Source organism: Nonomuraea composti (assembly GCF_012034275.1).
In the GTDB taxonomy this organism is placed as follows: domain Bacteria; phylum Actinomycetota; class Actinomycetes; order Streptosporangiales; family Streptosporangiaceae; genus Nonomuraea; species Nonomuraea composti.
Genome location: NZ_JAATEP010000016.1, coordinates 17,424 through 42,844, shown reverse-complemented (window position 1 = coordinate 42,844; position 25,421 = coordinate 17,424). Strand labels below are relative to the sequence as shown.

Sequence of the window (25,421 nt, the reverse complement as noted above, 5' to 3'; positions counted from 1 at the left end):
GTGAGCGGGGGTACGGGGAACCCTGGGCGCCGGGCGGGCGGCGCCGGATTCAGGAGGGGGCTCGGCCGGGTGGTGCGGGGCGCGAAGCCGTTTCACGCAGTGCGCAAGCCGTTTCAGGCGGTGCGCAAGCCGTTTCAGCCGGTGCGCCGGGCGCGGCGCCTGCGGGCCAGCTCGTCAGCGGGGTGATCGGCCGGGACGGTGTCCTCGACCGCCGCGCGTTCCCCCGGCAGCTCCGCGAGGGAGCCCTCGACCTCTCGCCAGACCCGCCCGAGCGCGATGCCGAACACGCCCTGGCCGCCCTGGAGCAGGTCGATCACCTCGTCGGCTGAGGTGCACTCGTAGACGCTGACGCCGTCGCTCATGAGCGTGATCTGCGCGAGGTCGGCGACCCCGCGGTCACGCAGGTGCTGCACGGCCGTGCGGATCTGCTGCAGCGACACCCCGGTGTCGAGGAGCCGCTTGACGACCTTGAGCACCAGGATGTCGCGGAAGCTGTAGAGCCGCTGGGAGCCCGACCCGTGCGCCGCCCTGATGGTGGGCTCCACGAGGCCCGTGCGGGCCCAGTAGTCGAGCTGCCTGTAGGTGATGCCGGCCGCGGCGCAGGCCGTCGGCCCGCGGTATCCGATGTCGCCCGGCAGCGTCGTCGGCTGCTCGTCGAAGAGCAGGCCCTGCTCCCCGGCACGCTGCCGCGCGCTCTCGCGCCGCACCGGATCTTCCTGGCCGGCCGTCTTTCCCTCGCCGCTGCTGACCGCCACGCGGACCTCCGGCTTTCTCTCATCCCGTGGCCTGATCTGGGGGTTCATAAAGGGCGACCACGGGTTTCACTTGCACCGTAGGACCGTGACCAGGCACAGTCAACGATCCGGCTCGGCGCGTCGTGAAGCGTAAATGCACTGAAATACCTACCCCGCCCTGCCGAAGTCCTCGGGAGTGATCGTGTCAAGGAACTCCCTGAACTTCTCCACCTCGTCCTCCTGGTCGTCCGGGATGATCACCCCGGCCTCCTGGACGACCTCCTCGCTGGCGAAGATGCGCGCCCCGGTGCGCAGGGCGAGCGCGATCGAGTCGGACGGCCGCGCGCTCACCTCCACGCCGTTGGAGAACACCAGATCGGCGAAGAAGATGCCGTCGCGCAGGGCGACGATGTTGACCGCGCGCAGGCCGACACCCAGGGCGCTCAGCACGTCTCGGAAGAGGTCGTGGGTGAGCGGCCGCGGCGGGGGCTCCTCCGCCTGGGCCAGCGCGATGGCCGTGGCTTCGGTCATGCCAATCCATATAGGAAGGAACCGCTCCCCGTGTGCCTCCTTGAGCAAGACGATCGGCTGATTTGTGGGCATTTCAACTCGTACGCCCACGACCTCCATCTGCAACACGGGCTGCTCCGTATTCCTGACCGGTCACCCGGCACAGCTCTTCGATCATCGCTTCTGCTGACTTGGCTTCGCAATTCAACGTAACACCCGGGGGGCCTGGAATGTGCCTCCGCCTCCCAGCTCGCTACGGTCTCAACGCCCTAGCACCGATCGGACCCCTGTGCGCAGCAGGGACGCGTGCAGGTCGAGCAGCAGCGTGGACAGCTCTCTGGCGACCTCGTCGGCCTCGCCGATGGCTCCCGGGCGGCGCCGTTTGAGTATGGGGGCGACCGTCTGCTCGACGAGCCCGGCCTCCCGCTCGGCCGCCGCCTTGACCGCCCGCAGGTGGCGGGCGTGCAGGCCGAAGCGGGCCAGGGCGCCCACGGTGCGGGCCACCTTGAGCGCCTCCTCGTCGTAGCGCCTGGCCACGGGGGCGAGCAGGCCGTAGTCCTCCAGCTCGGCGAGGGTCTCCTCGTCGATGCCGGCGGCCTCCAGCAGCTCGGCCCGGCTGAGCCTGGTCTCCTGCGGCTGCTGCAGCGCGCGCGGGCGGCCGAAGCTCTCGGCCATCCGGTCCTTGATCACCCGCAGCGGCAGGTAGTGGTCACGCTGCTCGGTGAGGATGAAGCGCAGCTGCTCCACGTGCAGGTGGGTGAACTTGCGGTAGCCGGACGGGCTGCGCTCGGGCTCGATCAGGCCCTCGCCCTCCAGGAACCTGATCTTCGAGATCGTCACGTCGGGGAACTCGCCCTGCAAGAGCGCGAGCACCTCGCCGATGCTCATGTGCGAGCGGGCCGCCTGGGAGCTCATGCCGCCTCCCGCCGACGGCCGCCCGTCTCCGTGAGTCGCTCACTGCGCCCGCTCATGCGCCGGAGTTGCCCCGCATCAGGAAGAGAAGGCGGAACTTGCCGATCTGCACCTCGTCTCCGGAGTGCAGAGGAACCTCCTCGATGCGCTCCCGGTTGACGTAGGTGCCGTTGAGGCTGCCTACGTCGCGCACGGAGAACTGGCCGCCGCGGTGGCGGTAGAACTCGACGTGCCGGCGGGAGACCGTGATGTCGTCGAGGAAGATGTCGCTCTCGGGGTGCCGCCCGGTGGTGGTCAGGTCCTTGTCGAGCCGGAATCGGCTGCCCTGGTTGGGGCCCCTGGTCACCGTGAGCAACGCCGTGCCGGGCGGCAGCTGCTCGACCAGCGCCCGCTCGGCCAGGAGCATGTCGCCTGTCTCAGCCTCGTACGCCTCGATTCCCGCGACGGAGATCGTCGATGTGGTGTCCCCGGAGACCTCGGGTCTGGTCAGCGGTGACCCACAGCGGGAACAGAAACGGGCATCCTCGGGGTTGGCGTGCCCGCACTGCGTGCAGTAGACGCTCGGCATCGATCGGCTCGGCCTCCTACCGCGAAGACGCGGCGACGGTGCTCAGGGCGCGCCTCGCTTCGCTTTTTCACGTTTGCGAATGCCGCAACTTACGCTGATCAGCGGCAAAGGTCAAGGCGGGGCGCTGCACGTTGGTTTGGACGCAGACAAAGTTACCGCCGCCCCCGCCCCGTGGTCCATGCCGCCGCGCGTTTCTACATTACGATCTTGCGGCACTCCCTGGGCACATCTTCGGCAAACCCTTTCCGATCACAGCGTGTGACAGTATCACCCCGCGGCCTGTTCCACGATCCGGGCCCAGCGTTCGATGAGGGCCTGCGCGCCGTCCATGTCCGCGGCCTCGGCCCACAGGTCCGTGACGGGCTCGGCGGCGGCGGGCAGCACCAGCACCCAGCTCCCGTCGTCGCGGGTCACCCGCACGCCGTCGGTGGTGTCGATGCGCTGCCCCTGCTCGGCGGCGGAGGCCTCCGCCTCGGCCGCCTCGATGACCGAGCGCATGACGGCGCCCTTGGTGGCCCACGGCGTGGGCACGGTGCGTTTGAGCAGCTTGACCTCGGGGATACGCGCGTCGATCTGGCTGAGCGAGAGCCGGGTGCGGGCGACCAGGCCGAGCAGCCGGATGAACGCGGCCAGCCCGTCGATGGCGGGGCTGAACTCCGGCACGACGAACCCGCCGCGCCCGTCGGCCGCGAAGATCATGTCGGGGCCGGCGGCGGCGGAGGTGAGGGCGTCCTGGGCGGTGGAGGTCCACTGCACCTGCACGCCGTGGAAGCGGCACACCTGCTCGGCGACGCGCGTCGTGGTCACCGGCAGCGCCACCTGGCCGCCCCTGCGCTCGGCGGCGACCAGGTCGAGCACGACGAGCAGCGCCCGTTCCTCGCTGATGAGCTGGCCCTTCTCGTCCACCAGGGCGATGCGCTCGCCGACCGGGTCGAAGCGCACCCCGAACGCCGCCCGCGAGCTGCTGACCAGCTCCGACAGGCGCTGCAGGTCGCGGCGGCGCTCGGCGAGCGTCTCGGTGGGCGAGACGTCGTCGAGGCGGGCGTTGACGGTGAGCACCTCGACGCCGAGCCGGCCGAGCAGGGTGGGCAGCACCAGCGAGGACGTGCCGCCGGCGCAGTCCACGACGACCTTCATGTCGCGCACGCCCTCGACGCCGACGTTGCGCAGCAGCTCGTGGGTGTAGCTCTCGAAGACCCTGGAGGGATAGGCCAGCTCGGCGATCTCGCCGGGGAAGGCGCGGCGGAACTCCTGGCGGGAGAAGACCCGCTCCAGCTTGCGCTGCGCGGCCGGCGGCAGGTCGGCGCCGCGGTCGTCCATGATGACGATGTCCACGCTCTGCGGGTCGCCCGGGGTGGTGCGCAGCGCGATGCCGCCGGCGGCCGACTCGCGCGCGGTGTGGAAGCGGGTGACGGGCAGCGGCGCGGCCTCCAGGTCGAGGACGTTGATGGCGCCCGCGGTGAGCGCGCCGATGACGGCCCGCTTGAGCGCCCTGGCGGCCAGGGAGCAGTCGCGGGAGGTGACGACGTACTCGCCCTTCCTGAGGGTGGTGGCGTACGCGCTGGCCAGGCGCACGCACAGCTCGGCGGTGATCTCGACGTTCACCAGGCCGCTGACCCCGCGCGGGCCGAACAGGTTGCGCTGGCCGCGCGACTCCCAGATGACGCTGGTGTTGACGACCGCGCCGGCCTCGATGGTCTTGAACGGGTAGACCTTGACCCCGCTGGAGACGTACGCCTCGGCCTCGATGACGCATTCGTCGCCGATGATCGCGTTCTCCTCGATGCGGGCGCCGGCCATCACGTCGGTGCTCTTGCCGATGACGCAGCCGCGCAGGTGGGCGCCGGGGCCGAGGTAGACGTTGTCGTGGACGACGGCGCGGTGCAGGAACGCGCCCTCGCGCACGACCGCGTTGTTGCCGAGGACGGTGTACTCGCGCAGCTCGGCGCCCGCCTCCACCTTGGCGTAGTCGCCGATGAGCAGGGGGCCCTTGAGGACGGCGTCGGGGTCCACGGAGGCGGAGTCGGCGACCCAGACGCCCGGGGAGAGCTCGAAACCGCCGACGTCCAGCTCGACCTTGCCCGATAAGGCGTCGGCCTGGGCCTTGAGGTAGCTGTCGTGGGTGCCGACGTCCTCCCAGTAGCCGTCGGCGACGTAGCCGTAGATGGCGGCGCCGCGTTCGAGGAGGGCGGGGAAGACGTCGGAGGACCAGTCGACGGGCTCGCCGGTCGCGACCGCGTCGAGGACCTCGGGTTCCATGACGTAGATGCCGGTGTTGACGGTGTCGGAGAAGACCTGGCCCCAGGTGGGCTTCTCCAGGAAGCGCTGCACGCGGCCTTCGTCGTCGACGATGATGATGCCGAATTCGAGGGGGTTCGGGACGCGCTTGAGGCCGATCGTCACGAGAGCCCCATTTTCCCGGTGAAAACGGATCATGTCGGATAAATCAATATCCGTCAGGGCATCTCCGGAGATCACCAGGAATCGGTCGTCGCGGAGGCGGTCGGCGGCGTTCTTGACGCTGCCGGCGGTGCCGAGGGGCACGTCCTCGGTGGCGTACTGGAGGCTCATGCCCAGCTCGTCGCCGTCGCCGAAGTAGTTGCGCACGAGCGCGGCCAGGAACTGCAGCGTCACCACCGTCTCGGTGACGCCGTGCCGCTTGAGCAGGCGCAGCACGTGCTCCATGATCGGACGGTTGGCCACCGGGAGCAGGGGTTTGGGCTGGTTGGCGGTCATCGGTCGTAGCCGAGTGCCCTCCCCGCCCGCCATGACGACCGCCTTCACCCGATCACCCCTTCAGCTTGGCCGCGGTTACGAGTTGGCGCACCTGTACCACATACAGCACCCCCGCCCACCAGTACAGGCCTGTTCCCCAGAGCGCGAACGCCCACCCGACAATCCGGGCTATTTCGGCATACCACCCAGAGTGGGAGGCAAGGAAGAGGAGAGGGAAGGCGTACATGAGGTTGAACATGGCGGCCTTGCCCAGGAAATGCACTTGAAGTGCCTTATACCCGTATTTGCGAAGTACGGGGAAGGAACTCGCGACCAAGAGTTCGCGGCTCAGGATCACCACGACCAGCCACCACGGGATGACCTCCCGCAGCAGGAGCGCGAAGATCGTGGCGAAGACGTAGAGCTTGTCCGCCGCCGGGTCGATGAGCCGGCCGAGCCTGCTGGTCTGGTTGAACGCCCGGGCGATCTTTCCGTCGAGCCAGTCCGTGAAACCGGCCACCGCCAGCACGCCGATGGCCCAGCCGTCCGCCTGGGGCACGAGAACCAGCCAGAGGAACACGGGGACGCCCAGGAGACGCAGGAAGCTCAGCAGGTTAGGAACCGTCCAGATCCGGTCCTCGGCGGAAGTTTCGCTCACGAGCAGACCCTACTGCGTGGAACTGCGCGGCAGCGCTCGCGTCCCGTGCCTCCTGCGGCCAGAGGGGCTCGGGGTCAGGTGCGCAGGAACGCGTGGGTGCGGCCGACCTCCTCGAAGCCGAGCCTGGCGTAGAAGTGGCGGGGCCAGTCGGCCGCGTCGGCCACCAGGAAGATCAGTTCGGCGCCGGCGGCCTCGGCCAGCAGCGCTTCCATCAGGGCCCGCGCGTAGCCCCTGCCCCGGTGCTCCTCGCCGGTGAAGACGCTCTCGATCTGCGCGACCCCGCCCTGCGCGTACAGGTCGGCGCGGGCGGCGATGTCGCCGGACGGGGCCCGCACGGCGCGGAAGCCCACCTGGTCGGCGCCGCGCAGCCGGGACTCCACGCGCCTGGCGAGCCCGTCGATCACCTCGTCGGGGGCCTGCGGCAGCGTGCGGCGCCAGTCGCGCCGCAGCACCGGCTCCAGCTCCGCCGGACCCAGCCGCTCGGCCGGGGGCGCGCCGTGCGGGATCTGGCCGCGAAAGACCATGACGAGGTTCGTCTCGTGCTCGTAGCCGGCCGCCGCGAACGCGGGCGCGCACGCGGTGCCGAGGCGGTCGTCGTCGACGCAGACGAGCCGGTGCTCGCGCCCGGACAGCACCTCCTCGGCCGCCGCGATCAGCCGCTCCGGCTCCGCCTCGGCCGCCGTGACGACGAGCTTGTTGTCGTCGTACGAGCCGGGGAACCGATCGTCGAGCACCCCGAACCCGCCTGCCACCGGCACCACCACGGGCGCCCTGCGCCGCGCGAACTCCTGGAGGAAGGCCAGCGCCCGCGCCAGGTCCGCCGCCGCGCCGCCGCGGCCGAGAGCCGGCCCGCGGAACAGCTCATCCACGGACGCTCCGCAGGAACTCCTCGATCAGGCGGGAGTCCTTGACGCCCGGCGCGCTCTCCACGCCGCTGGACACGTCGACCCCCCACGGGGCGGCGGCCTCGATCGCCTCGCGCACGTTGCCGGGGGCCAGGCCGCCCGCCAGCATCCACCGGCCGGAGGCCCGGCCGCGCACCGCGCCCCAGTCCCACCGCTCGCCGGAGCCCGCGTGCGGGGCGTCGACGAGCAGCAGGTCTTCGTCGTAGGCGCCGCACCGCAGGTCGGCCTGGTTGTCGACGGCCCTGATCAGGGTGATCCCGAGGTCTTTCAGCGCGGTGAAGTCGGCGTGCGGGTGCCGGCCGTGCAGCTGGACGGCGCGCACGCCCGAAGCCAGCGCCGCCGCGCGGACCGTCTCAGGGTCTTCCCCGCGGAAGACGCCGACGGTGAGAACGTGCTCGGGCACCTCGGCGGCCAGCTCGGCGGCCCGCTCGGGCGTGACGCGGCGCGGGCTGCGCGTCATGACGAACCCGATCGCGTCGGCGCCCGCCCCGACCGCCGTCGCCACGTGCTCGGCCTGGCTCAACCCGCAGATCTTCACAAACACATCTCCGACCTTAGCGGCGGCGGGCGGCTGCCGGTGACCACACCCAGACGAGCACGGCGACGATCAGCCCGAACAGCGTCACCCCGGTCGGCACGTGCGCCCCGAGCCACAGCCAGGTGACGTGCTGGAGCCCGCCGACCAGGAACAGCGCGACGCTGGCCAGCGCGGGCCAGCCGGCGCCGCGCCCCGGCCGCCAGACGAGCACGGCCAGGACGATCTGGACGAGCGCGACGAGGTGCACGACCATGCCGGCCATGACGTGCGTCTCGCTCATCGCCTGCGACTCGACCGCCTGCCCCGCGAAGGAGGCGGCCACCAGCAGCGCCGCCGCCTGGGCGGTGACGGCGACGCGCAGGCCGTAGAGCAGGCCCGGGGAGACGCGGCCCGCCGGCTTCGGCATGGTCATGGTGTCGTGGGGAGCCATGGAAGGTCCTTCCTGTAGGTGAAGGACCACATGCTCGCGGCGGGCCCCGCCGGCGGTCGTCCCCCTGCCGGATGACTCGCCGGTAGCCCAGGCGGCGGACTCAGCCGCCGCGCGGCTGGCGTACCGGGCGGAAGGAGGCGTCCACCAGGCCCGTGCGGTGGGCGACGACGGCGGCCTGGATGCGGTTGCGCAGGCCCAGCTTCTCCATCGCGGCCGCGATGTGCGTCTTGACCGTCGTGACGCCGACGTGCAGCTCCTCGGCGATCTCCGCGTTCGACAGGCCGGTGCCGACCAGGGCCAGCACCTCCAGCTCGCGCTCGGTCAGGCCGGGCGGGGCGGCGGGCGCCGCCTGCTCCTCGGCCGCCAGGAACCGCTCGACGACCCGGCGCAGCACGGACGGGGCGAGGAGCTGCTCACCGGCCGCGGCCCTGCGCACCGCGTCCACCATGCGCTCGGGCTCGTCGTCCTTGACCAGGAAGCCGACCGCGCCGGCCCGTAGGGCGGCGTAGACGTTGCCGTCCTCGGCGAACGTGGTCAGCACCACGATCCTGGTGCCCGGCCGGGCGGCCAGCACCCGCTTGATCGCCTCCAGGCCGTCGACCCTCGGCATGCGCAGATCCATGAGGATCACATCCGGCAGGTGCCGCTCGGCCAGGCGGACCGCCTCGGCGCCGTCCTCGGCCTCCCCCACGACCTCCATGTCGCCCGTGGCCTGCAGCAGCATGCGTACGCCCGCGCGGACGAGCGCCTGGTCGTCGGCCACCAGCACGCGGATCACGCGGCGCTCCCCGGGGAGACGCGGGTGTGCGTGGGCAGGTGGGCGGCCAGCAGCCAGCCGCCCTCCCCGTCGGGGCCGGCGCTGAGCGTGCCGCCCACCGTGCGCACGCGCTCCCGCATGCCGGCCAGGCCGCGCCCCGAGGAGGGCAGCCGCTCGATCGCGGTCGGCGGGCGGCCGTTGCGGATCTCGACGTCCAGCCCTTCCTCGGCCGGAGTCACGGAGACGCGGACCCGGGTGCCGGGGCCTGCGTGTTTGAGCACGTTGGTCAATCCTTCCTGAACGATGCGCGCCGCCGAGGTGCGGGCGATCAGCGGCGCCTGGTCGGTGGCCGGGTCGAGCTCCAGGTCGACGACGAGCCCGGCGGCGGCCATGCGCTCGGCGGACTCGCGTACCACGTCGGCGGGGTTGGCCAGCAGATCCGGCTGGCGGTCGGGGTCGCGCAGCAGGTCGAGCAGGTCACGCAGGTCCTGCAGCACCTGGTGCCCCGTCTCCCTGATGTCGTTGAGCGCGTCGGCCACGGGCCCGTCGGGGGCGGCGTAGCGGGCGGCGCTGGCCCGCAGCACCATCGCGCCCACGTGGTGGGCGACGATGTCGTGCACGTCGCGGGCGATGCGCTCGCGCTCGGCGAGCTGGTCGGCGCGCACCTGCGCGACCGCCGCGCGCGCCGCCTCCTCCGCGACCAGCTTCTCGGTGGCCGCCGCTGCCCTGCGCACGCCCAGGTAACGGCCGATCGCGATGGGCGTGGCCACCAGCGTCATGAGCACCCCCACCCGGAACGGCGTGACCTCGGTGTTGTCGCCGACGACGGCGATCGCGGTGAGCAGGCAGCCGGTCACGTACGCGGCCACCGTCCACGCCCACGACACCACCCGCATGGAGAACACGCCGATGGCGATGAGCGTGAGGATCACGCACGTGTTGACCGCCGAGTTCAGGTACGTGTCGGCCGAGACGAGCAGCACGCCCTGAAGGAGGAACACCAGGCCCGGCAGCCGCCTGGCGATGCCCAGCGACAGCCCGCCCACCACGGCCAGCAGCCCCACCACCCAGACGGGCTGGGTGCCGGAGTGCCAGGTCGTCCACGTGCTCAGCACCGTGATCGCCACGCCGCCGGCGGCGAGCAGCGCGTCGGGGGTCACCTCGCGCTCCTCCAGCCGCTCGGCCGAGCTGCGCAGGTACGAGCCGAGCACGACGGGAAAGACGGGCAGCAGGACGGAGTACATCCACATGTTGCCGGTCAGCGCCATGCCCGGATCGGCGATGTTGAAGGCCGTCGCGGCGAACGAGGCGGCCACGGCCAGCGCGGTCGCGCGCATCGGCGCGCGGTAGCCGGCCACGCCCAGCGACACGCAGACGAGGATCTGCGCGGTGTTGGAGGTGAACGAGCCGAGCTGGTCGGTGACGAACAGGGCGAGCGCCAGATAGAGGCTCACGGCCACCGGCCAGCGGCGCACCAGCCCCATCGGCAGGCCCACCAGCAGCGCCATCGGGATGTTCATCTCGGCGGGCAGGTATTCGGTGTCGCCCGCGTGCGCCGTGGTCAGCAGGTCGAGGCCCACTCCAGAGGCCGCGAGCAGGATATCGAGCGGCACACCACGCCAACGCATGGACACACCGTATCCGCCCCGCCGCCTCCCGGATCCCGCCCGCTCGTCCTCCTGCCGGAGGAGCGCGCCTCCTCCAAGTGGCCGGAGGTCCGCCCGGACGGTGGAGCGATCAACGGCGCTCGCGGCCCTAGGTTCAGGTCATGCCCAACGACACCGCACTGTTCCTCGGCCAGTTCTTGCGCAACCCCGCGACCATCGGCGCCCTCGCGCCGAGCTCGCGGCGCCTGGCCGCGGCCGTCTGCGCGCCGGTCCCCGAGAAGGGCGAGCCGGTCGTCGTCGAACTCGGGCCCGGCACGGGCCCGTTCACCGCCGAGATCCAGCAGCGGCTCGGCGGGCGCGGCCACCACCTGGCCGTCGAGCTCAACGAGCCGATGGCCCGGCTGCTGGCCGAGCGCTTCCCCAAGGTGGACGTCGCCAACGAGGACGCCACGCGGCTGGGCCGGCTCCTGGCCGAGCGCGGGCTCGGAATGGCGGACGTCGTGGTCAGCGGCCTGCCGTGGGCCGCGTTCCCCGACCAGCTGCAGCGCGAGCTGCTGGGCGCGGTGACGGGGGCGATGAGCCCGGGGGCGGCGTTCACCACGTTCTCCTACATCCACGCCATCCCGCTCAGCTCGGCGCGGCGCTTCCGCGCGCTGCTGGCCGAGCGGTTCGAGGAAGTGGTGCCGGGGCGTACCGTGTGGCGGAACACTCCGCCGGCCTTCGTGTTCCACGCCCGCCGCCCCCGGTAGGGGCCATCGCCCAAGCCCTGGGCCTTCGATGCTGAGCCCCGGGCCTTCGTGCTGGGCCTTCGTGCTGGGCCCTGGTGCGGGCCCCTTCTGCGGGCTCTGATCCGGACCTGCTGCCGGTCCTGATCCGGACCTGCTGCCGGTCCTGATCCGGAGCCCTCTGCGGGGAGCCCGGCCGCCCGATCGGCGCCGAGATCGGGCGGGCCACGCCATGTAAGCGGGGAGCTGGTTGCTCAACCCCTCGCGGCGCGGGCACTCGGACCGCCCCGCGGCCTTCCGCGGCCGGCGACCGCGTCGTCTGACCTCCTCCCCCGTCGTCGTCCTCCGTGACAGCCGACTACCCGAGGGTCTGGGAAGCATTCGTCCCGCGCCAGGATCCGGCGGCCCGGACGTCTCAGCCGAAGGCGGGCGGCCGCTTCTCCCGCAGCGCGCGCACGCCCTCCGCGATGTCCGGGCCGGTGAAACCGAGGAACTCCATCGCCAGCGACGCGTCGAACGACGGGCCGGCCAGGCGCAGCCAGTTGTTCAGCGAGTACTTGGTGAGCCTGATCGCCTCCTGCGCGCCGGCCGCGAGCCTGACGGCGATCTCCATGGCGCGCTCGTGCACCTCGTCGTCGTCCACGCACACGCTGACCAGACCCATCCGCTCGGCCTGCTCGCCCGTCACAGGCTCGCACAGCAGCAGGTGGTACTTCGCCTTCGCCATGCCGCACAGCAGCGGCCAAATGATCGCCGCGTGGTCGCCGGCCGCGACCCCGAGCCGGGTGTGACCGTCGATGATCCGCGCGGTGCGGCCCGCCACCGAGATGTCGGCCAGCAGCGCGACCGCCAGCCCCGCGCCGACGGCCGGGCCCTGGATGGCGGAGACGACCGGCTTGGAGCAGTTGAGGACGTTGTAGACGATGTCGCGGGCCTCGGCGAACACGCGCAGCCGCGTGGCGTGGTCGCGCATCATGTCCTCGATCATGGACAGGTCGCCGCCCGCCGAGAACGCCCGGCCCTCACCCCTGACCAGGATCACCCGCACGCTGTCGTCGCGGTCGGCGTCGCGCCAGACCTCGCCCAGCTCGCGGTGGGCGGTGGCGTCGACGGCGTTGAGGCGGGCGGGCTCGCTGATCGTGACCCGCAGCACGCCTTCGGCCGGGGTGTCGAGCTTGAGCTTGGTGTAGGCGTCCATCACAGGTGCCCCCGCAGCATCGTTCGAGCGTCGCCCACAGGTGCGCCGGCAGCTTTTGCGCGGGCGATCACAGGTGCTCCCGCAGCCGGTCGGCGACGTACTCGCGGGCCTCGATCGCCTGGTCGAACAGGCCGGGCAGGACGTAGAAGCTGTGCACCGCCCCCTCGAACCTGCGCAGGTCCACCGGCACGCCCGCCTCGGCCAGGCGTGCGGCGTACCGCTCGCCCTCGTCCCTGAGCACGTCGTACTCGGCGGTCACCACCGTGGCCGAGGCCAGGCCCGACAGGTCGGGCAGGCGCAGCGGGGACAGGCGCGGGTCGGCCGGGTCGGCGCCGGGCGCGTACTGGCGGGCGAACCAGGCCATCTCCGCGGCGTCCAGGCCGAAGCCCTTGGCGAACTCGCGGTAGCTCGGCGTGTCCATCGCCACGTCGAGCACCGGGTAGACGAGCACCTGGTGGGCCAGGGTCAGGCCGGCGTCGCGCGCCTGCCACGCCGCGACCGCCGCCAGGTTGCCGCCGGCGCTGTCGCCGCAGACGGCGACGCTGCCGTTGCTCTGGTAGAAGGCGGGCCTGGCGAACAGGTCGCGCACCACCGTCCAGGCGTCGTCGGCGGCGGCCGGGAACGGATGCTCCGGCGCCAGCCGGTAGTCGACCGACACCACGACCGCGCCCGTGCGGATCGCCAGATCCCTGGCGGTCGCGTCGTTGCGCTTGACGCTGCCGAACACCCAGCCGCCGCCGTGGAAGTAGACCACGACCGGCAGCGGGTCGTCGCCGGGATCGGCGCGGTAGATGCGGATGGGGACGCCCTCGGCCAGCTCGTCACGCACGAACGGCAGCTTCGTCAGCGGCCCGCGGTGGTCCGCGAAGGCGTCCTGCGCGCGCATCTCCTGGATCGCGGCCAGGTCGAGCGCGGCCAGGTCGGTGTCCAGATCCGATGGGTATCGGGCGAGGTGCTCCCGCGCCTGGGGGTGCAGCGGCATGATCGCAGCCTAGCGGGCCGCCTCGATGAACGCATCGAAGAGCCGGTTGTCGCCGCCCCTTTCCGGATGCCACTGCACGCCCACGCCGAAGCGGTGCCCCTGCAGCTCGATGCCCTCGACGATCTGGTCCTCGGCCCAGGCCACGGCCAGCAGGCCCGTGCCGAGGCGGCGTACGGACTGGTGGTGCGGCGCGCTCGTCTCCACCCGGTCGCCCACCGCCTTGCCCAGCTTGCTGGACACGCTCACCTGGATCGTGTGCCCGCCGTCGGGCTCGGCGTGCCGGTCGCTGTCGAGCACGTCCGGCAGCCACGGGATCAGCGTGCCGCCCTGGGCGACGTTCAGCACGTGCATGCCCCTGGCGACGGCCAGGATGGGCACGTCGGCGCGCACCGCCGCCCGGGCCAGCGCCAGCTCGAACCGGTCACGCTGCGCCTGCGGCTCGTGGACCCGCGCGTCCTGCTCGCCGCCGTACGCCTCCGCTCCCAGCTCCACGCCGCCCGCCAGGACGACGCCCTTCAGCCCGCTCACGTAGTCGTCCACGGCGCTCGGGGCCAGCGGCGGCAGCACCACCGGCGCGCCCCCTGCCCGCCCGACGGCCCTGGCGTACGAGGGCGGGGACAACACGGCCTCCCGCACCCAGTCGCCCCAGCGGGCTGCTTCGAAATAGGCGGTGATACCGATCAGCGGTCGGGACATGCGATCTCCAGGGGGCATGGTGGAGTCGGGCGGCCATCGGCTTCGGCCTCACGGGGACGGCCCCATGCCCCATCATGGCGCACTCCCTTTCCGATATGTCACCCCTCCCAAAGATCCCTTGCCTGCCCCTGCGCGGGCTTTCCGCGATTCGTCCCGGTACCTCCCACGAGGTGCCCGATCCCGCCACCCGCCCCAGCGCACACGTCCGGTCACGACGCCCGGGGCACGGCCACCGCCCGGCACGACGCCGGGGTCGCGCAGGCCGTGGCGGGCCGACACGCGCGATCTTGCGGGCACACGGCACGTGGCGCACGGAGCGCCGTGACGCCCGGCGCAGCAGGGGGCCCACCGCAGCATGCGGCGCGGCGTAGCGCGAGGGCGGTGCCACGTGGGCGGCGTGAGACGCCACGGCGCAGCACGGCGCGGGGCAGCACGGCGCGGGGCAGCACGGCGCGGGGCAGCACGGCGCGGGGCAGCACGGCGCGGGGCAGCACGGCGCGGGGCAGCACGGCGCGGGGCAGCGCGCTGCCTGGAGGCGCGACCGCCGGCCCGCACAACGCGAAGCGCGCAAGACGGGGCGCCAGAGCGTGGCCCCTCAGGGGCAGCGGGGCGCACGCCGCGTGTGCACCACAGCACGCGGCGCGGATTGCGTGAGGCGACACGTGACATGCGGCACGCTGCGGTGCGGCGCGCGGTGGGTGGGGTCTTGGGTGGGGTCAGGGGAGGCGAGAGGTGGTTTCGGTGATGAGTTGGGTGAGGAGGGAAGCGGTGGAGGGGGTGGCGGTCAGGAGATCGTCGAGGCGGGCGCGCCAGGCCCCGACCTCCTCGTACGCCACCTCCACGTCCGGATCCCCCTGCAGCCGCAGCCGTGTTTCGCAGAGCTGGAGCTGGTACATGAGCCCCAGGTACTGTCCCACCGTGTCGCTGAGCCACCAGTAGGCGTCCGTGGTGGCGGCGGAGACGAAGGTGCGTGCGCCCTCCCAAGCGACCCGCTTGGGGTGGAGGACTGCCATGGCCGGATCGTACGCCTCCCGCCCCGGCCCGGAAACCGTTCCACCGAATGATGTTCCGCCCGCCGACAAGGGACGACCCCACAGCAGGGCCGACCAAATGCGAGAAATAATTACTTTCGCCGCCCCCAATCGAAAACACGCGAAATTGGGGAGAATCGGTTGTGACGCGTCATCGGTGGTGTAAGACTCAATTTCGAGCGTACGGGAATGGCCGGGGAGGGCCCCGCGCTCGCGACCCGGACTGTCAGGGAGGTGCAGGTCGAGGCCGGAATGCGTGCCGGCCGAAAAAGGGTGGGGCTGGAATATGTCGTTGAATCCGCGACTGGTCAAAGAGAGTTTCTCCGTCGTCGAGCCGATGGCCGACAAGGCCACGGCCTACTTCTACGGCCGCTTGTTCGCCGAGAACCCGCACTTACGGGGCATGTTCCCGCCCGCCATGGACGTCCAGCGGGACCGGTTGTTCGGGGCGCTGACGCGGATCGTGTGGAGCCTGGACAGCCCGGACAGCCTGGCGGCCTTCCTCGGGCAGCTCGGCAGGGACCACCGCAAGTACGGCGTGATCGCGGAGCACTACACGGCCGTGGGCAACGCCCTGCTGGCCACGATCCGCCGGTTCGCGGCCGACGTCTGGAACCACGAGATCGAGGCGGCCTGGGTGTCGGCGTACACGGCGGCGGCCAACCTCATGATCGAGTCGGCCGAGTCGGACGCCGGGGTCTCCCCCGCCTGGTGGCTGGCCGAGGTGATCGACCACGAGCTGCGTCACCGTGACATCGCGGTGCTGACGCTGCGGCCGACGCAGCGCCTGCCGTTCACGCCGGGCCAGTACGTCAACGTGCAGACGCCGCGCTGGCCGCGCGTGTGGCGGACGTTCTCGATCGCGAACGCGCCCCGCCCGGACAACACGCTCACGCTGCACGTGCGCTCGGTGCCGGGCGGCTGGGTCTCGACCACGCTGATCCGGCACACGCGCGTCGGCGACACGCTCATGCTGGGCCCGCCGATGGGCACGATGGCGCTGCGCGAGCACAGCGTGCGCGACATGCTGTGCGTGGCCGGCGGCACGGGCCTGGCGCCGCTGAAGGCGATCATCGAGTCCGTCATCGCCTCCGGCCGCCGCCCCAACATCCACCTGCTGTACGGCGCCCGCACCGCCGAGGAGCTGTACGATCTGCCGGACCTGATCAGGATGGAGGCGTCGTTCCCGTGGCTGCGGGTGCTGCCGGTGGTGTCGGACCAGCCCGCCTACGACGGCATGCGCGGCAACCTGCCGGAGGTGACGCAGCGCTTCCATTCGTGGGCGGAGCACGACGTGTACGTGTGCGGCCCGCCCCTCATGGTCAACGAGACCGTGCGGCGCCTGCAGATCGACGGCGTGCCGCTGGCGCGCATCCACCGGGACGTCGCCCACGGCGAGCGCTGAGACGTTCAGGGGAGGGACGTCCCGGAGCGAGCGCCTCTCACGGCGTGCCGGCCCGGCCGATGAGCAGGGGATCTTCACGGTGAGGAAGGGTGTGGCGTAGATCGGGAGTTGACAGCGGGCGCTGGACGGTGCCAAGTGGATGTTGACACGCCTGTGAGGTGAACCGTGCCATCGCCCGCCCGGCGCCGAGTATTCGGCGGACTCGTCACCGTCGTCACCGCGACCCTGCTGTTATCCCCGTCGCCCGCGGCGGCGGTCTCGGAGGCCGTGCCGCTGACGGAGTTATCCGCGGGTGCGGGTACGGGCGGCCAGCGCGGCACCTCGGCCGGGCCCGACACCTACCACTGGGGCTCGACGATCGTGACCGCCCAGCAGGCGGGCCGCTTCCACGACGGCGGGGCGGCCGGCGTCACGTTCGCCACGTCCACCGACAACGGCGCCACCTGGACGAGGGGCACGCTGCCCGGCATCACGGCGCCGGGCGGCGGCCCGTACGGGCGGGTCAGCGACCCGTCGGTGGCCTTCGACGCCGAGCACGGCACCTGGCTGATCACCTCGCTCGCGCTCGACGACGCGGGCGGGCTGACGGGGGCGGCGGTGCTGACCAGCCGCTCCACCGACGGCGGCCTGACCTGGAGCGCGCCGGTCACCACGGCCACCGGCGGCGATCTGGACAAGAGCTGGGCCGTCTGCGACAACGGCGCGGACAGCGCCTTCCGCGGCACCTGTTACGCGGTGTTCGACGACCACGCGGCGGGCAACGCGATCAAGGTGGCCCGTTCCTCCGACGGCGGCCAGACGTGGGCCGTGACCGGCACCTCCGCGACCGGTCTGGGCGCGCAGCCGGTGGTGCGGCCGAACGGCGCCGTGGTGGTGCCGTACCTGGGCGAGGCCGGCGAGATCCGCTCCTTCCGCTCCCGCGACGGCGGCGCGAGCTGGGAGGACAGCGTGCTGGTGTCGGCGGTGCAGCGGCACACGGTCGCGGGCGGGCTGCGGGCCGCGCCGCTGCCGTCGGCCGAGGTGGACGCGGCCGGCACCGTGTACGTCGTCTGGCAGGACTGCCGCTTCCAGGTGGAGTGCGCGGGCAACGACATCGTGCTGAGCAGGTCGGCCAACGGCACCACCTGGAGCGAGGCCCTCCGCGTCACCAGGGGCGACGGCGACCACTTCATCCCCGGCCTCGGCGTGGACCGCGAGAGCTCGGGCAAGGGGGCGCGGCTGGCGCTGGCCTACTACCGCTACCCCGACGCCGCCTGCGCGCCCGCCGCCTGCCGGCTCACGGTCGCCTTCACCTCCTCGGCGAACGGCGGCGCGAGCTGGTCGCAGCCGACGGAGCTGCACGCGGGCATGGCGCTGGACTGGCTGGCGACCAGCACGCAGGGCCGTACCGTCGGTGACTACATCTCCACCTCGGTGGTGCCGGGCGGCAGCGCGTTCCCCGCGTTCACGGTGGCGGGGGCGCCGTCGGGCGGGGCGTTCGACGTGCGCACGCTGACGGTCACGGGCGGCCTGTCGATCGCGGGCGGCGAGCCGCCGACGATCGCCGTCGAGGCGGAGGTCGCATCGGGCGAGCCCCCGCCCCAAGCACCCCAGACCGCCCGCTGACGCCCATTCAGGCGTTCTTGCGGAACGCGGCGGCGGTCTCCTCGTCGCTGGGCCAGAACGTCTCGATGGCCAGCTCCGACACCGTCACGTCCACCGGCGTCCCGAACGTGGCGATCGTCGTGAACATCGACAGCACCCGGTCCCCGGCCGCGATCCGCAGCGGCACCAGGATGTCGGCCGGTCCGGGCACGTGCGCCACGTTGAGGTCCACGCCCGGGTAGGTGTAGGAGGCCAGCTCGTCGTGCAGCTCGGCGAGCTGCCCGTTGCCGGACATCTCGGCCTGCCGGCGGAGCTGGTGCAGCAGGTGGGCGCGCACCTCGGCGAGGTTCAGCAGCCGCCCGCCCATCGCCTGGGGGTGCAGCGACAGCCGCATCACGTTGACCGGCTCCCGCAGCAGCTCCTCGGGCACCCCTTCCATGAACATGGCCGCCGCCGCGTTCGCGGCCACCAGGTTCCAGGTCGCGTCCACCACGACCGCCGGGTACGGCTCGTGCCCGGCGAGGATCTTGTCCAGCGCCTGCCGGATCACCCCCATCTCGGGGGCGCGCACCTCCCGTTCCGGGTAGACGGGCGCGAACCCGGCGGCCACCAGCAGCCGGTTGCGGTGCCGCAGCGGCACCTCCAGCTCCTCGGCCAGCCTCATCACCATCTCGCGGCTCGGGCGGGCGCGGCCCGTCTCCAGGAAGCTGACGTGCCGCGCCGACACGTCGGCCTCGATGGCCAGGTCGAGCTGGCTCACCCTCCTGCGCTGCCGCCACGACCGCAGCAACTCACCGAAAGAATCCTCATGTACGGCCACAGCTCCCATGCCGGACACGGTAGCGGTCGCAGGGAAGCGCCTCGATTACCTGCCAGGTAAGCGACGCAGGAGCGCGCCTGCTTGCGCGGGGAATCTCCCAGTCCTCGGTAACTGTCGGTGGCGCGTGGCACGATGGCCGCAAGACCGACTGGGAGCGCTGCCACGGCCACTCCCACCTCCTGGAAGGGGATCTCACGCCCGCCCGTCCGCCAGCACCCCAGCTCCGCGACACAAGGTTTCCAGATGTGAGGAGATTCGATGAGTGACGCAGTGGTCGCGATCGGCACCCGCAAGGGTCTGTTCCTCGCCCGTTCCACCGGTGGCGGCCCCTTCCGGGTCGAGCCGATCCAGTTCTCCACGGTCGCGATCCCCTCGGTCGCGATCGACACCCGCGGCGCGACGCCCCGGCTGCTCGCCGGCATCGAGTACGGCCACTTCGGCCCGTCCGTCATGTACTCCGACGACCTGGGCGAGACCTGGCAGGAGGCCGAGCAGCCGCCGATCGCCTTCCCGGAGAAGACGGGGGCGACGCTGACCAGGGTCTGGCAGCTCGCGCCCTCGCCGTCCGAGGCCGACGTGGTGTGGGCGGGCGTCGAGCCCGCCGCGCTGTTCCGCTCGGAGGACCGCGGGGTCACCTACCGCCTGGTGGAGGGCCTGTGGGAGCACCCGCACCGCGAGCACTGGCAGCCGGGCGGCGGCGGCCTGTGCCTGCACACGATCGTCAACCACCCGACCGACCCGGAGATCATGGCGGTCGCGGTGTCGGCGGCCGGCTTCTACCGCAGCACCGACGGCGGCCTGTCGTGGGAGGCGGCCAACAAGAACATCCGGGCCCCGTTCATGCCGGAGGGCCAGCAGTACCCGGAGTACGGGCAGTGCGTGCACAAGGTGTCGATGCACCCGTCGCGGCCCGAGCGGCTCTACCTGCAGCACCATTTCGGCGTCTACCGCAGCGACGACTTCGGCGGGAGCTGGCACGACATCGGCTCGCCGCTGCCGTCCGACTTCGGGTTCCCCATCGCGGTGCACCCGTCGCGGCCCGACACGGTCTACGTGCTGCCGCTGACGGCCGACATCGACCGCACGCCGGTCGGGCACCGCTACCAGGTCCACCGCAGCGACGACGCGGGCAAGACCTGGCAGGCGCTGTCGAAGGGGCTGCCCGAGGGGCCGGTGCACGCGACCGTCCTGCGCGATGCGATGACCGCGTCGGAGGCGGGCGTGTTCTTCGGTACGCGCGGCGGCGAGGTCTACGGCTCGCGCGACGACGGCGAGACCTGGGCGGCGATCGCCACCCACCTGCCCGACGTGCTGACCGTGCGGGCGGCGGTGCTCTGAGGCATGCTCTCGAAACCGGTGACGATGGTGGTGTTCGTCCTGCCGAGCGTGCTGCGCAGGTGGGTGAGCGGGCGCACCGAGGTCAAGGTCTTCGCCGTCGGCGCCGATCGCGACTCGCCGCCCACCCTGGGCTCGGCCCTCGACATGCTGCGGCGTACGCATCCGATGCTGGAGGAGCGGCTGCGCGACGAGTACGGCCGCATCCGCCGGCACATCAGCATGATCGTGTGCGGCGAGAACGCGCAGGGCCTCGGCGGGCTCGACTGCGCGCTGCCGCCGGGCGCCGAGGTCTACGTGCTGCCCGCCCTGGGCTGACGCGCCGGCCCAGTGACGGCCTGACGACCTGCCCGGGCGCCTGCCTCACACCCGGGCAGGCGTCCGGGGCGGGCGCACCGGCCCGTGCCCGGGCGGGCGGTCAGACCTTGCGGTAGCCGGGGATCCAGGCGCCGTCCTCGACGACGTAGTCGCCGAAGAGAGCCGGGGCCTCCTTGCGCATGAGCTCGCCGATGCGCTGGAACAGCAGGCGGATCTCCTCCTCCGCCCCGGCGGCGGTGCGGGCCTCGATCGTGTGCCGCAGCGTGCGCACGTTCGCGGTCCACACCAGCCCGGTGGCCAGCCCTTCGGGGGCGAACCTGCGCATGAAGGAGGTGCGGTGCTTCTTCTCGGAGAACGGCACGCCCTCCTCGTCGAGCCCGAAGTGCCCGGCCATCCAGAGCTGGAACTGCTCGAGCTGCTCCAGCACGGCGGTGGCCCGCTTCATCAGCTCCTCGTCGGCCTGGGCCCACTCGGGGAACCAGAACGGCAGCTCGTCGAGCCGGACGAAACGCAGCGACTCCTGCGAGATGGCGACGCCGGGCCGGTGCCGGACCAGCTCGTGCGTCAAAACCCGGCTGACGTTGTGCAGCACGAAGCTGAAGCTGAGGTGCTCCAGGACGGACCCGTGCGCGCTGGCCAGGATGTTACGCAGGTAGTCGTCCTGGTTGTCCCTGATCCTGACGACGTTGGGGTTGAGGCCGGGCTCGAAGGAGCGGTAGCAGAGGCGGCCGGCGAACTCCGCCAGGTTTTGAGCGTCGAGGTCGCCGCGGTCGAGCCGCTCCAGCCAGCTCTCGCCGCCGACCTCGCGCAGGTAGCGGGCCAGCTCGTCGTAGTCGAGGGATGGACGGGCGACGATGAAGACCTCGGGTTCGACTGTGCGCATGGGGAGCCCCCGCTCGGATCGGCAGTGTGACGGCCCAAGCAAACCAGGTCACGGGCCCGCGCGCGACTCGGCGCCCGTCGCGCCCCCATGAGGGCGCGACGGGCGCCTGCCCAGGTCAGCGACCTGAGGTGACGCGGATCAGGCCCTGGGTCAGCCGCCGGACGAGCAGCGGACGGCGGGTCTGTCGCGCGTCACCAGGTCGGTGTTACCGCTGGTGCCGTCGAGCCAGGCGAGCCTGCTGCCCTCGCCCGCGGCGAAGTAGTCCTGCGTGCCCTTGTTGCAGGACTGGCGCCACATCTGCCCGCCTCCCGCGGGAAGCTGGAAGATCTTGGGCAGGGTGGCGTTCTCGAGCCGGTCCCCGTCCGGCCACACGCCGATGGACACGACGGTGTCGTTGGCGTCGAACCAGTTGGGGAACGGCGCCTGCGGGCCGTCGGCCAGGACGAAGGCGGAGCCGGTGCCGTCGGTGGCGGCGCGCATGATGCCGTAGCGGCCGTCGCCGTTGGTGTCGACGGTCCAGAACACGTACTTGCCGGTGATGACCGGCAGGACGGTGTCCGAGGGCAGCCCGCCGGTGCCGGGCGCTTCGGGGATGACGACCTCGGTGCCGGTGGCCAGGTCGTAGACGGCGGGCGTGCTGTGCGTGACGCCGCCTTCCTGCCAGAGCCGGTTGTAGGCGAGCTTGCCGCCCTTGATCGTCGGCCCGACGCCGGCGACGCCCTGCGCGGTGGTGATCTTGACGGGGGCGGCGGCGCCGCGCTTCAGCCAGACCTCGGGCTCCTGGCCGGCCGGGTCGAGGGCGTCCCAGGCGATGTACTCGCCGGAGACGGCCAGGCTGTTGACGGGCTCGGGCGACTGGTGGACCAGCCGCGCGGGCGCGCTGCCGTCGATCGGGCGGGCGTGCACCTGGAAGCTGTCGAACGCGGCGTTGTACGACGCCCAGGCGACCTGCCGGCCGTCGGTGACAGGCAGGTAGTTGTAGCGGTCGTTGTCCTCCAGGGTCACCGGTGTACCGCCGCGCAGCCGTCCGGCGAGGATGCGGGTGGGGGGCTCGCCGGCGGGCGAGGCGTCGGAGACGACGTAGCGGTCGCCGGCCACGTCGGGCCTGGCCTGGATGTCGGTGATGCCGTCGATCAGGGTGCGGCTGTCGGTGCGCAGGAGCCGTTCCCAGCCCGCCTTGATGCCGTGCTGGTCGAACGCCCGCGCGACGGTCTGCCGGTCGCGCGCGGACCAGCCCAGGGCGCGGGCGGCCGACTCGACGGCGCGGCGGCCGTCCACGAAGTCGTCGAGCGGCGTCATGTACTCGGTCAGCGCCTTGTAGGCCAGCTTGTCGGCCTTCTTGCCGCCGAGCTGCTCCCTGACGTCCCACAGGGCGCCGGAGAAGATGGTGGAGTTGAGGTGCACGCCGCCGTTGTCGATGCTGACGGTGGCGCCGAGGTAGTCGCGCGCGGCGACGCGGGCGTCGTCGAGGTCGCGACCGGCGCACTCGGCGGGCGGCAGGGTCTTGCACAGGCCCTCGCCGAGCAGGCTCGCGTCGGGATCGCTCATCGGGATCCCGAACGTGTCCACCTGGATGGCGTTGCCGAAGTAGTCGGCCAGGCCCTCGTTCATGGCGCCGGACTGGCCGAGGTAGACCAGGTCGGCGCTGTGCTCGATGACGCCGTGGGTCATCTCGTGGCCGACCACGTCGAGGCTGGCGGCGAAGGAGTGGTACTCGGGGCCGCCGCCGCCGTAGACCATCTTGGTGCCGTCCCAGAAGGCGTTGGCGAACGGCTGGCCGTCGAGGGTGACGTTGACGACGGAGTACATGGTGCCGCCCTGCCCGTCGAGCCCGTCGCGGCCGAGCCCCCGGTAATACTCGTAGACCTGGCCGGCGCCCCAGTGGGCGTCCACGGCGCCGGTCTGGGTGTGCTCGGGGCCGAAGACGGGGGTGGCGGAGCGGGCGAGCTCGGTGCCGGGCGGGATGCCGGGCTCGAGGTAGTCGAAGACCTCGCCGCCCTTGGCGTCGTAGGTGAGGATCTCACCGGTGGTGCCGTTCCACATGGGACGGGTGCGGTCGCGCAGCTCGTAGGCGCCGTCGGCGCGCTGGTAGGCGTTGAGCGGGACGGTCTGCCCGTGCGCGGTCTGCCCGCTGCCCTGGACGGGGCCCTCGAAGCGGAGCCGGTCCACGGCGAACAGGGGGCGGCCCGAGTGGGCGTCCACGTACGCGTCGAGCAGCACCGGCCGCCGGGCCGTCCGGTCCTTCCCGCTGAGCACCACGTGCCAGGCCAGCACGCCCGCGCCGCGCGGCACGACGACCAGCTCGCCGGTACGGGCGGCCAGGCCCTCAGGCGCGCCGTAGGGGCGTGCCATCAGGCTGCGGGCGATCTTGGCGGCGCTCTCCTTCTTCACGGCCGGGGCCGGGTCCACGCTCAGCTCGGTGAGGAAGCGGCCACCCGCGCCGACCACCTCACGCTGCCCGCCCTCGGTACGGAAGTGCACGAGGTAGTGGGCGCCGAAGACGGGCAGGCCACGGTAGCGCTGGGCGAACCTGACGGTCTCGTCCTGGCCGTCCTTGACGGTGCGCAGCGGGGCGAGGTCGGCGGGGTTCAGGTGGTAGCGCGGGTCGGCCAGGTGCGCCTTGGCGGCGGCCACGGGGTCGCCGGCCTTGGCGGGCTCGGACAGGCCGCTCACCTCCGCCGGGGCCTGTGTGCCGGCCCTGGCCTCCACCTCGGGGGGCGGGTCCTCCGCCGCGGCCACCCCCGGGACGGATAAAGCCGTACATAACGCGGTGATGAGGATGATGGGACGCCAGGACACGACACCTCCAGGTGTGTGCGACGAGTTTTCTGGCGCTCCCGATCATCACCAGGACTTTGACAAACAGACAAATCACAATTCGGTCAACCCAAAGGGGAATGATGCATTTCCCCAGGAAATCCCGGAAACTTTCCGCGTCACAAGCGGTAGATCCGCCGCGCGTTTCCCGAGCCGATCATGTGCGCGATGCGGGCCGCGTCGGACGTGCTCCACTCCCCCGCCGCGATCCGGGCCTGCAGCGCGCCGGCCAGGGCCCGCCGGTAGGTCAGCGCGCCCAGGTAACCGGTCTCGGCCAGGCCGCGGCAGCCGGAGCTGAACAGCTGCTTGTGGAAGGGCGCCAGCTCCAGCAGCTCGTCCATGACGCGGGCCGCGGCGGCGGTGCCGTGCGGCGGGGCCAGGCCGACGTCCACGTACACGTGCGGGAAGATGCCGGCCAGGTGGGCGGCCTGGCGGTGGAACGGGTAGCAGTGCAGCAGGATCACCGGCACGCCGAGCGGCTGCAGCGCCGCGGCGAACGCGCTCAGCCGGGCCGGGTCGGCGCGGTGCGGCTCGCCCGCCGGCCCGCCGGCCCCGTGGTGGACGGAGCCGCCGAACCCGGTGTGGAACTGCACCGGCAGCCCCCGCTCCCTGGCCACGTCGACGGCGCTCCACAGCAGGTAACGCAGCAGGACGTGGTCGGTCAGCGGCTCCTTCGGGTCGGCCAGGCGCCGGTTGGCCGCCGCGATCACCGCCCCCCTGGAGGGCCGGGCGGGGTCGAAGTCGAGGCCGCACAGGGCGCCGATGACGGTCTTGAGCCCGACCGCCCTGGCGGCTCTGGCGGTCAGCTCCTCGCCCAGGTTGTCGAGGTAGTCCACGGCCAGCTCGGCGGTGGCGGCGACGTCCCGTTCGATCCGCTCGATGCGGACCAGCTCGTCGGCGGCGGCCCCGCCGTGGCGGCCCATCTCGGCGGCGGTCAGCACCTCCAGCTCATCGTGGGAGGCGTCCACCAGGAACGCCACCACCCCGGAGCCCGCCAGCAGCCGCCGGTTCACCTCGGCGGCGCCCAGCTCGGCGCGGCGGGCCAGGTAGACGGCGGGCGGCGCGTGCGGCTCCAGGTCGAGCAGCGGCGCGCACCAGCGGCGCACGGCCGCGCCGAACGGGGTGTCGAAGTGCGTGGTGCCGGGCGGGGCGGGGCCGCCGCCCTCGCCGCTGAGCAGCTCGAACTGCGCTCTGCTCAGGTCGTCCCGCCGCACCCCGTGACAGTGGTGGTCGACGAGCGGGGCGAGCAGCGCGTCACGCACCGTGCCGGGCAGGTCTACGGGGAGCATGCGG

At 72.3% G+C, this 25,421-nt stretch carries 24 protein-coding genes; 5 read left to right on the top strand and 19 right to left on the bottom strand.

The genetic code is table 11. The features are described from left to right. Positions 1-134: 134 nt before the first annotated feature. The 11 genes from HCN51_RS23045 to HCN51_RS22995 all read right to left on the bottom strand — a co-directional run bounded on the left by HCN51_RS23045 (position 135) and on the right by HCN51_RS22995 (position 10,355). Complete coding sequence (locus HCN51_RS23045; protein WP_155127945.1) at positions 135-755, bottom strand: MerR family transcriptional regulator; 621 nt, start codon at positions 753-755, stop codon at positions 135-137. 147 nt (positions 756-902) lie between these two features. Next, positions 903-1,373, bottom strand: a complete 471-nt coding sequence (locus HCN51_RS23040) for a bifunctional nuclease family protein (protein WP_090771501.1) — start codon at positions 1,371-1,373, stop codon at positions 903-905. A 132-nt stretch (positions 1,374-1,505) separates the two neighbouring features. After that, entirely contained in the window at positions 1,506-2,159 is a 654-nt protein-coding gene (ftsR, locus tag HCN51_RS23035) for a transcriptional regulator FtsR (protein ID WP_168011540.1), read from the bottom strand. Positions 2,160-2,211: 52 nt separating this feature from the next. Beyond that, on the bottom strand, positions 2,212-2,724 hold the full coding sequence (locus HCN51_RS23030; RefSeq protein WP_080040279.1) for a double zinc ribbon and FHA domain-containing protein: 513 nt from the start codon (positions 2,722-2,724) through the stop codon (positions 2,212-2,214). A 267-nt stretch (positions 2,725-2,991) separates the two neighbouring features. After that, positions 2,992-5,508, bottom strand: coding sequence for a mannose-1-phosphate guanyltransferase (locus HCN51_RS23025; RefSeq protein ID WP_080040280.1), 2,517 nt, complete (start codon positions 5,506-5,508; stop codon positions 2,992-2,994). A gap of 4 nt (positions 5,509-5,512) precedes the next feature. Next, positions 5,513-6,097 (bottom strand): cardiolipin synthase ClsA, encoded by a 585-nt coding sequence (gene clsA, locus HCN51_RS23020; protein WP_168011539.1) that lies wholly within the window; start codon positions 6,095-6,097, stop codon positions 5,513-5,515. A 74-nt stretch (positions 6,098-6,171) separates the two neighbouring features. Continuing rightward, complete coding sequence (locus HCN51_RS23015) at positions 6,172-6,966, bottom strand: GNAT family N-acetyltransferase (protein WP_168011538.1); 795 nt, start codon at positions 6,964-6,966, stop codon at positions 6,172-6,174. Continuing rightward, positions 6,959-7,546: a phosphoribosylanthranilate isomerase gene (locus HCN51_RS23010; RefSeq protein WP_168011537.1), complete on the bottom strand. Its 588-nt coding sequence runs from the start codon at positions 7,544-7,546 to the stop codon at positions 6,959-6,961. The genes HCN51_RS23015 and HCN51_RS23010 overlap by 8 nt, the downstream gene beginning before the upstream one ends. 10 nt (positions 7,547-7,556) lie before the next feature. Next, a complete protein-coding gene (locus HCN51_RS23005; RefSeq protein ID WP_230466317.1) occupies positions 7,557-7,970 on the bottom strand; it encodes a hypothetical protein in 414 nt (137 codons plus the stop codon). A 100-nt stretch (positions 7,971-8,070) separates the two neighbouring features. Next, positions 8,071-8,748 carry a response regulator gene (locus HCN51_RS23000; RefSeq protein ID WP_080040284.1) on the bottom strand — a complete coding sequence of 226 codons (678 nt, stop codon included), beginning with the start codon at positions 8,746-8,748 and terminating at the stop codon, positions 8,071-8,073. Beyond that, a complete protein-coding gene (locus tag HCN51_RS22995; protein ID WP_240973157.1) occupies positions 8,745-10,355 on the bottom strand; it encodes a sensor histidine kinase in 1,611 nt (536 codons plus the stop codon). The genes HCN51_RS23000 and HCN51_RS22995 overlap by 4 nt, the downstream gene beginning before the upstream one ends. Before the next feature lie 140 nt (positions 10,356-10,495). On the opposite strand from HCN51_RS22995, the gene HCN51_RS22990 reads away from it, so the two are divergent. Next, positions 10,496-11,083 carry a class I SAM-dependent methyltransferase gene (locus HCN51_RS22990; RefSeq protein WP_080040285.1) on the top strand — a complete coding sequence of 196 codons (588 nt, stop codon included), beginning with the start codon at positions 10,496-10,498 and terminating at the stop codon, positions 11,081-11,083. 391 nt (positions 11,084-11,474) lie between these two features. On the opposite strand, the gene HCN51_RS22985 is transcribed toward HCN51_RS22990, so the two are convergent. The 4 genes from HCN51_RS22985 to HCN51_RS22970 form a co-directional block, all read right to left on the bottom strand. Then, the gene (locus HCN51_RS22985) at positions 11,475-12,257 is read right to left on the bottom strand and encodes an enoyl-CoA hydratase/isomerase family protein (protein WP_080040286.1); all 783 of its coding nucleotides are present in this window, start codon (positions 12,255-12,257) and stop codon (positions 11,475-11,477) included. A gap of 67 nt (positions 12,258-12,324) precedes the next feature. Then, entirely contained in the window at positions 12,325-13,239 is a 915-nt protein-coding gene (locus tag HCN51_RS22980) for an alpha/beta hydrolase (RefSeq protein WP_168011536.1), read from the bottom strand. A gap of 9 nt (positions 13,240-13,248) precedes the next feature. Continuing rightward, complete coding sequence (locus HCN51_RS22975; protein ID WP_168011535.1) at positions 13,249-13,935, bottom strand: gamma-glutamyl-gamma-aminobutyrate hydrolase family protein; 687 nt, start codon at positions 13,933-13,935, stop codon at positions 13,249-13,251. Between the two features lie 716 nt (positions 13,936-14,651). Beyond that, on the bottom strand, positions 14,652-14,948 hold the full coding sequence (locus HCN51_RS22970) for a hypothetical protein (protein WP_168011534.1): 297 nt from the start codon (positions 14,946-14,948) through the stop codon (positions 14,652-14,654). 304 nt (positions 14,949-15,252) lie between these two features. Between HCN51_RS22970 and HCN51_RS22965 the strand changes: the two genes are divergently transcribed. Both HCN51_RS22965 and HCN51_RS22960 read left to right on the top strand, forming a co-directional pair. Continuing rightward, a complete protein-coding gene (locus HCN51_RS22965) occupies positions 15,253-16,371 on the top strand; it encodes a globin domain-containing protein (RefSeq protein WP_168011533.1) in 1,119 nt (372 codons plus the stop codon). A gap of 165 nt (positions 16,372-16,536) precedes the next feature. Continuing rightward, positions 16,537-17,976, top strand: coding sequence for a sialidase family protein (locus tag HCN51_RS22960; protein WP_168011532.1), 1,440 nt, complete (start codon positions 16,537-16,539; stop codon positions 17,974-17,976). Between the two features lie 7 nt (positions 17,977-17,983). On the opposite strand, the gene HCN51_RS22955 is transcribed toward HCN51_RS22960, so the two are convergent. Continuing rightward, entirely contained in the window at positions 17,984-18,784 is an 801-nt protein-coding gene (locus HCN51_RS22955) for a helix-turn-helix domain-containing protein (protein WP_080046921.1), read from the bottom strand. 249 nt (positions 18,785-19,033) lie between these two features. Between HCN51_RS22955 and HCN51_RS22950 the strand changes: the two genes are divergently transcribed. After that, entirely contained in the window at positions 19,034-20,113 is a 1,080-nt protein-coding gene (locus HCN51_RS22950; protein ID WP_168011531.1) for a WD40/YVTN/BNR-like repeat-containing protein, read from the top strand. Between the two features lie 3 nt (positions 20,114-20,116). Further along, positions 20,117-20,428 carry a ubiquitin family protein gene (locus tag HCN51_RS22945; RefSeq protein WP_206067554.1) on the top strand — a complete coding sequence of 104 codons (312 nt, stop codon included), beginning with the start codon at positions 20,117-20,119 and terminating at the stop codon, positions 20,426-20,428. A 100-nt stretch (positions 20,429-20,528) separates the two neighbouring features. Here HCN51_RS22945 and thyX read toward each other — a convergent pair whose 3' ends face one another. The 3 genes from thyX to HCN51_RS22930 all read right to left on the bottom strand — a co-directional run bounded on the left by thyX (position 20,529) and on the right by HCN51_RS22930 (position 25,417). Continuing rightward, positions 20,529-21,311 carry an FAD-dependent thymidylate synthase gene (gene thyX / locus HCN51_RS22940; protein WP_168011530.1) on the bottom strand — a complete coding sequence of 261 codons (783 nt, stop codon included), beginning with the start codon at positions 21,309-21,311 and terminating at the stop codon, positions 20,529-20,531. Between the two features lie 150 nt (positions 21,312-21,461). Beyond that, on the bottom strand, positions 21,462-24,110 hold the full coding sequence (locus tag HCN51_RS22935; protein ID WP_168011529.1) for a M4 family metallopeptidase: 2,649 nt from the start codon (positions 24,108-24,110) through the stop codon (positions 21,462-21,464). A 137-nt stretch (positions 24,111-24,247) separates the two neighbouring features. Continuing rightward, complete coding sequence (locus HCN51_RS22930) at positions 24,248-25,417, bottom strand: amidohydrolase family protein (protein ID WP_168011528.1); 1,170 nt, start codon at positions 25,415-25,417, stop codon at positions 24,248-24,250. Positions 25,418-25,421 lie beyond the last annotated feature (4 nt).

Coding starts and splice junctions, on each gene's coding strand:
- HCN51_RS22970 (WP_168011534.1), bottom strand. CDS start 14,948: ATGGCAGTCCTCCACCCCAAGCGGGTCGCTTGGGAGGGCGCACGCACC.
- HCN51_RS23005 (WP_230466317.1), bottom strand. CDS start 7,970: ATGGCTCCCCACGACACCATGACCATGCCGAAGCCGGCGGGCCGCGTC.
- HCN51_RS22965 (WP_168011533.1), top strand. CDS start 15,253: ATGTCGTTGAATCCGCGACTGGTCAAAGAGAGTTTCTCCGTCGTCGAG.
- HCN51_RS22990 (WP_080040285.1), top strand. CDS start 10,496: ATGCCCAACGACACCGCACTGTTCCTCGGCCAGTTCTTGCGCAACCCC.
- HCN51_RS22980 (WP_168011536.1), bottom strand. CDS start 13,239: ATGCCGCTGCACCCCCAGGCGCGGGAGCACCTCGCCCGATACCCATCG.
- HCN51_RS22945 (WP_206067554.1), top strand. CDS start 20,117: ATGCTCTCGAAACCGGTGACGATGGTGGTGTTCGTCCTGCCGAGCGTG.
- HCN51_RS23030 (WP_080040279.1), bottom strand. CDS start 2,724: ATGCCGAGCGTCTACTGCACGCAGTGCGGGCACGCCAACCCCGAGGAT.
- HCN51_RS22995 (WP_240973157.1), bottom strand. CDS start 10,355: ATGCGTTGGCGTGGTGTGCCGCTCGATATCCTGCTCGCGGCCTCTGGA.
- HCN51_RS22955 (WP_080046921.1), bottom strand. CDS start 18,784: ATGGGAGCTGTGGCCGTACATGAGGATTCTTTCGGTGAGTTGCTGCGG.
- HCN51_RS22930 (WP_168011528.1), bottom strand. CDS start 25,417: ATGCTCCCCGTAGACCTGCCCGGCACGGTGCGTGACGCGCTGCTCGCC.
- thyX (WP_168011530.1), bottom strand. CDS start 21,311: ATGCGCACAGTCGAACCCGAGGTCTTCATCGTCGCCCGTCCATCCCTC.
- HCN51_RS22975 (WP_168011535.1), bottom strand. CDS start 13,935: ATGTCCCGACCGCTGATCGGTATCACCGCCTATTTCGAAGCAGCCCGC.
- ftsR (WP_168011540.1), bottom strand. CDS start 2,159: ATGAGCTCCCAGGCGGCCCGCTCGCACATGAGCATCGGCGAGGTGCTC.
- HCN51_RS22950 (WP_168011531.1), top strand. CDS start 19,034: ATGAGTGACGCAGTGGTCGCGATCGGCACCCGCAAGGGTCTGTTCCTC.
- HCN51_RS22985 (WP_080040286.1), bottom strand. CDS start 12,257: ATGGACGCCTACACCAAGCTCAAGCTCGACACCCCGGCCGAAGGCGTG.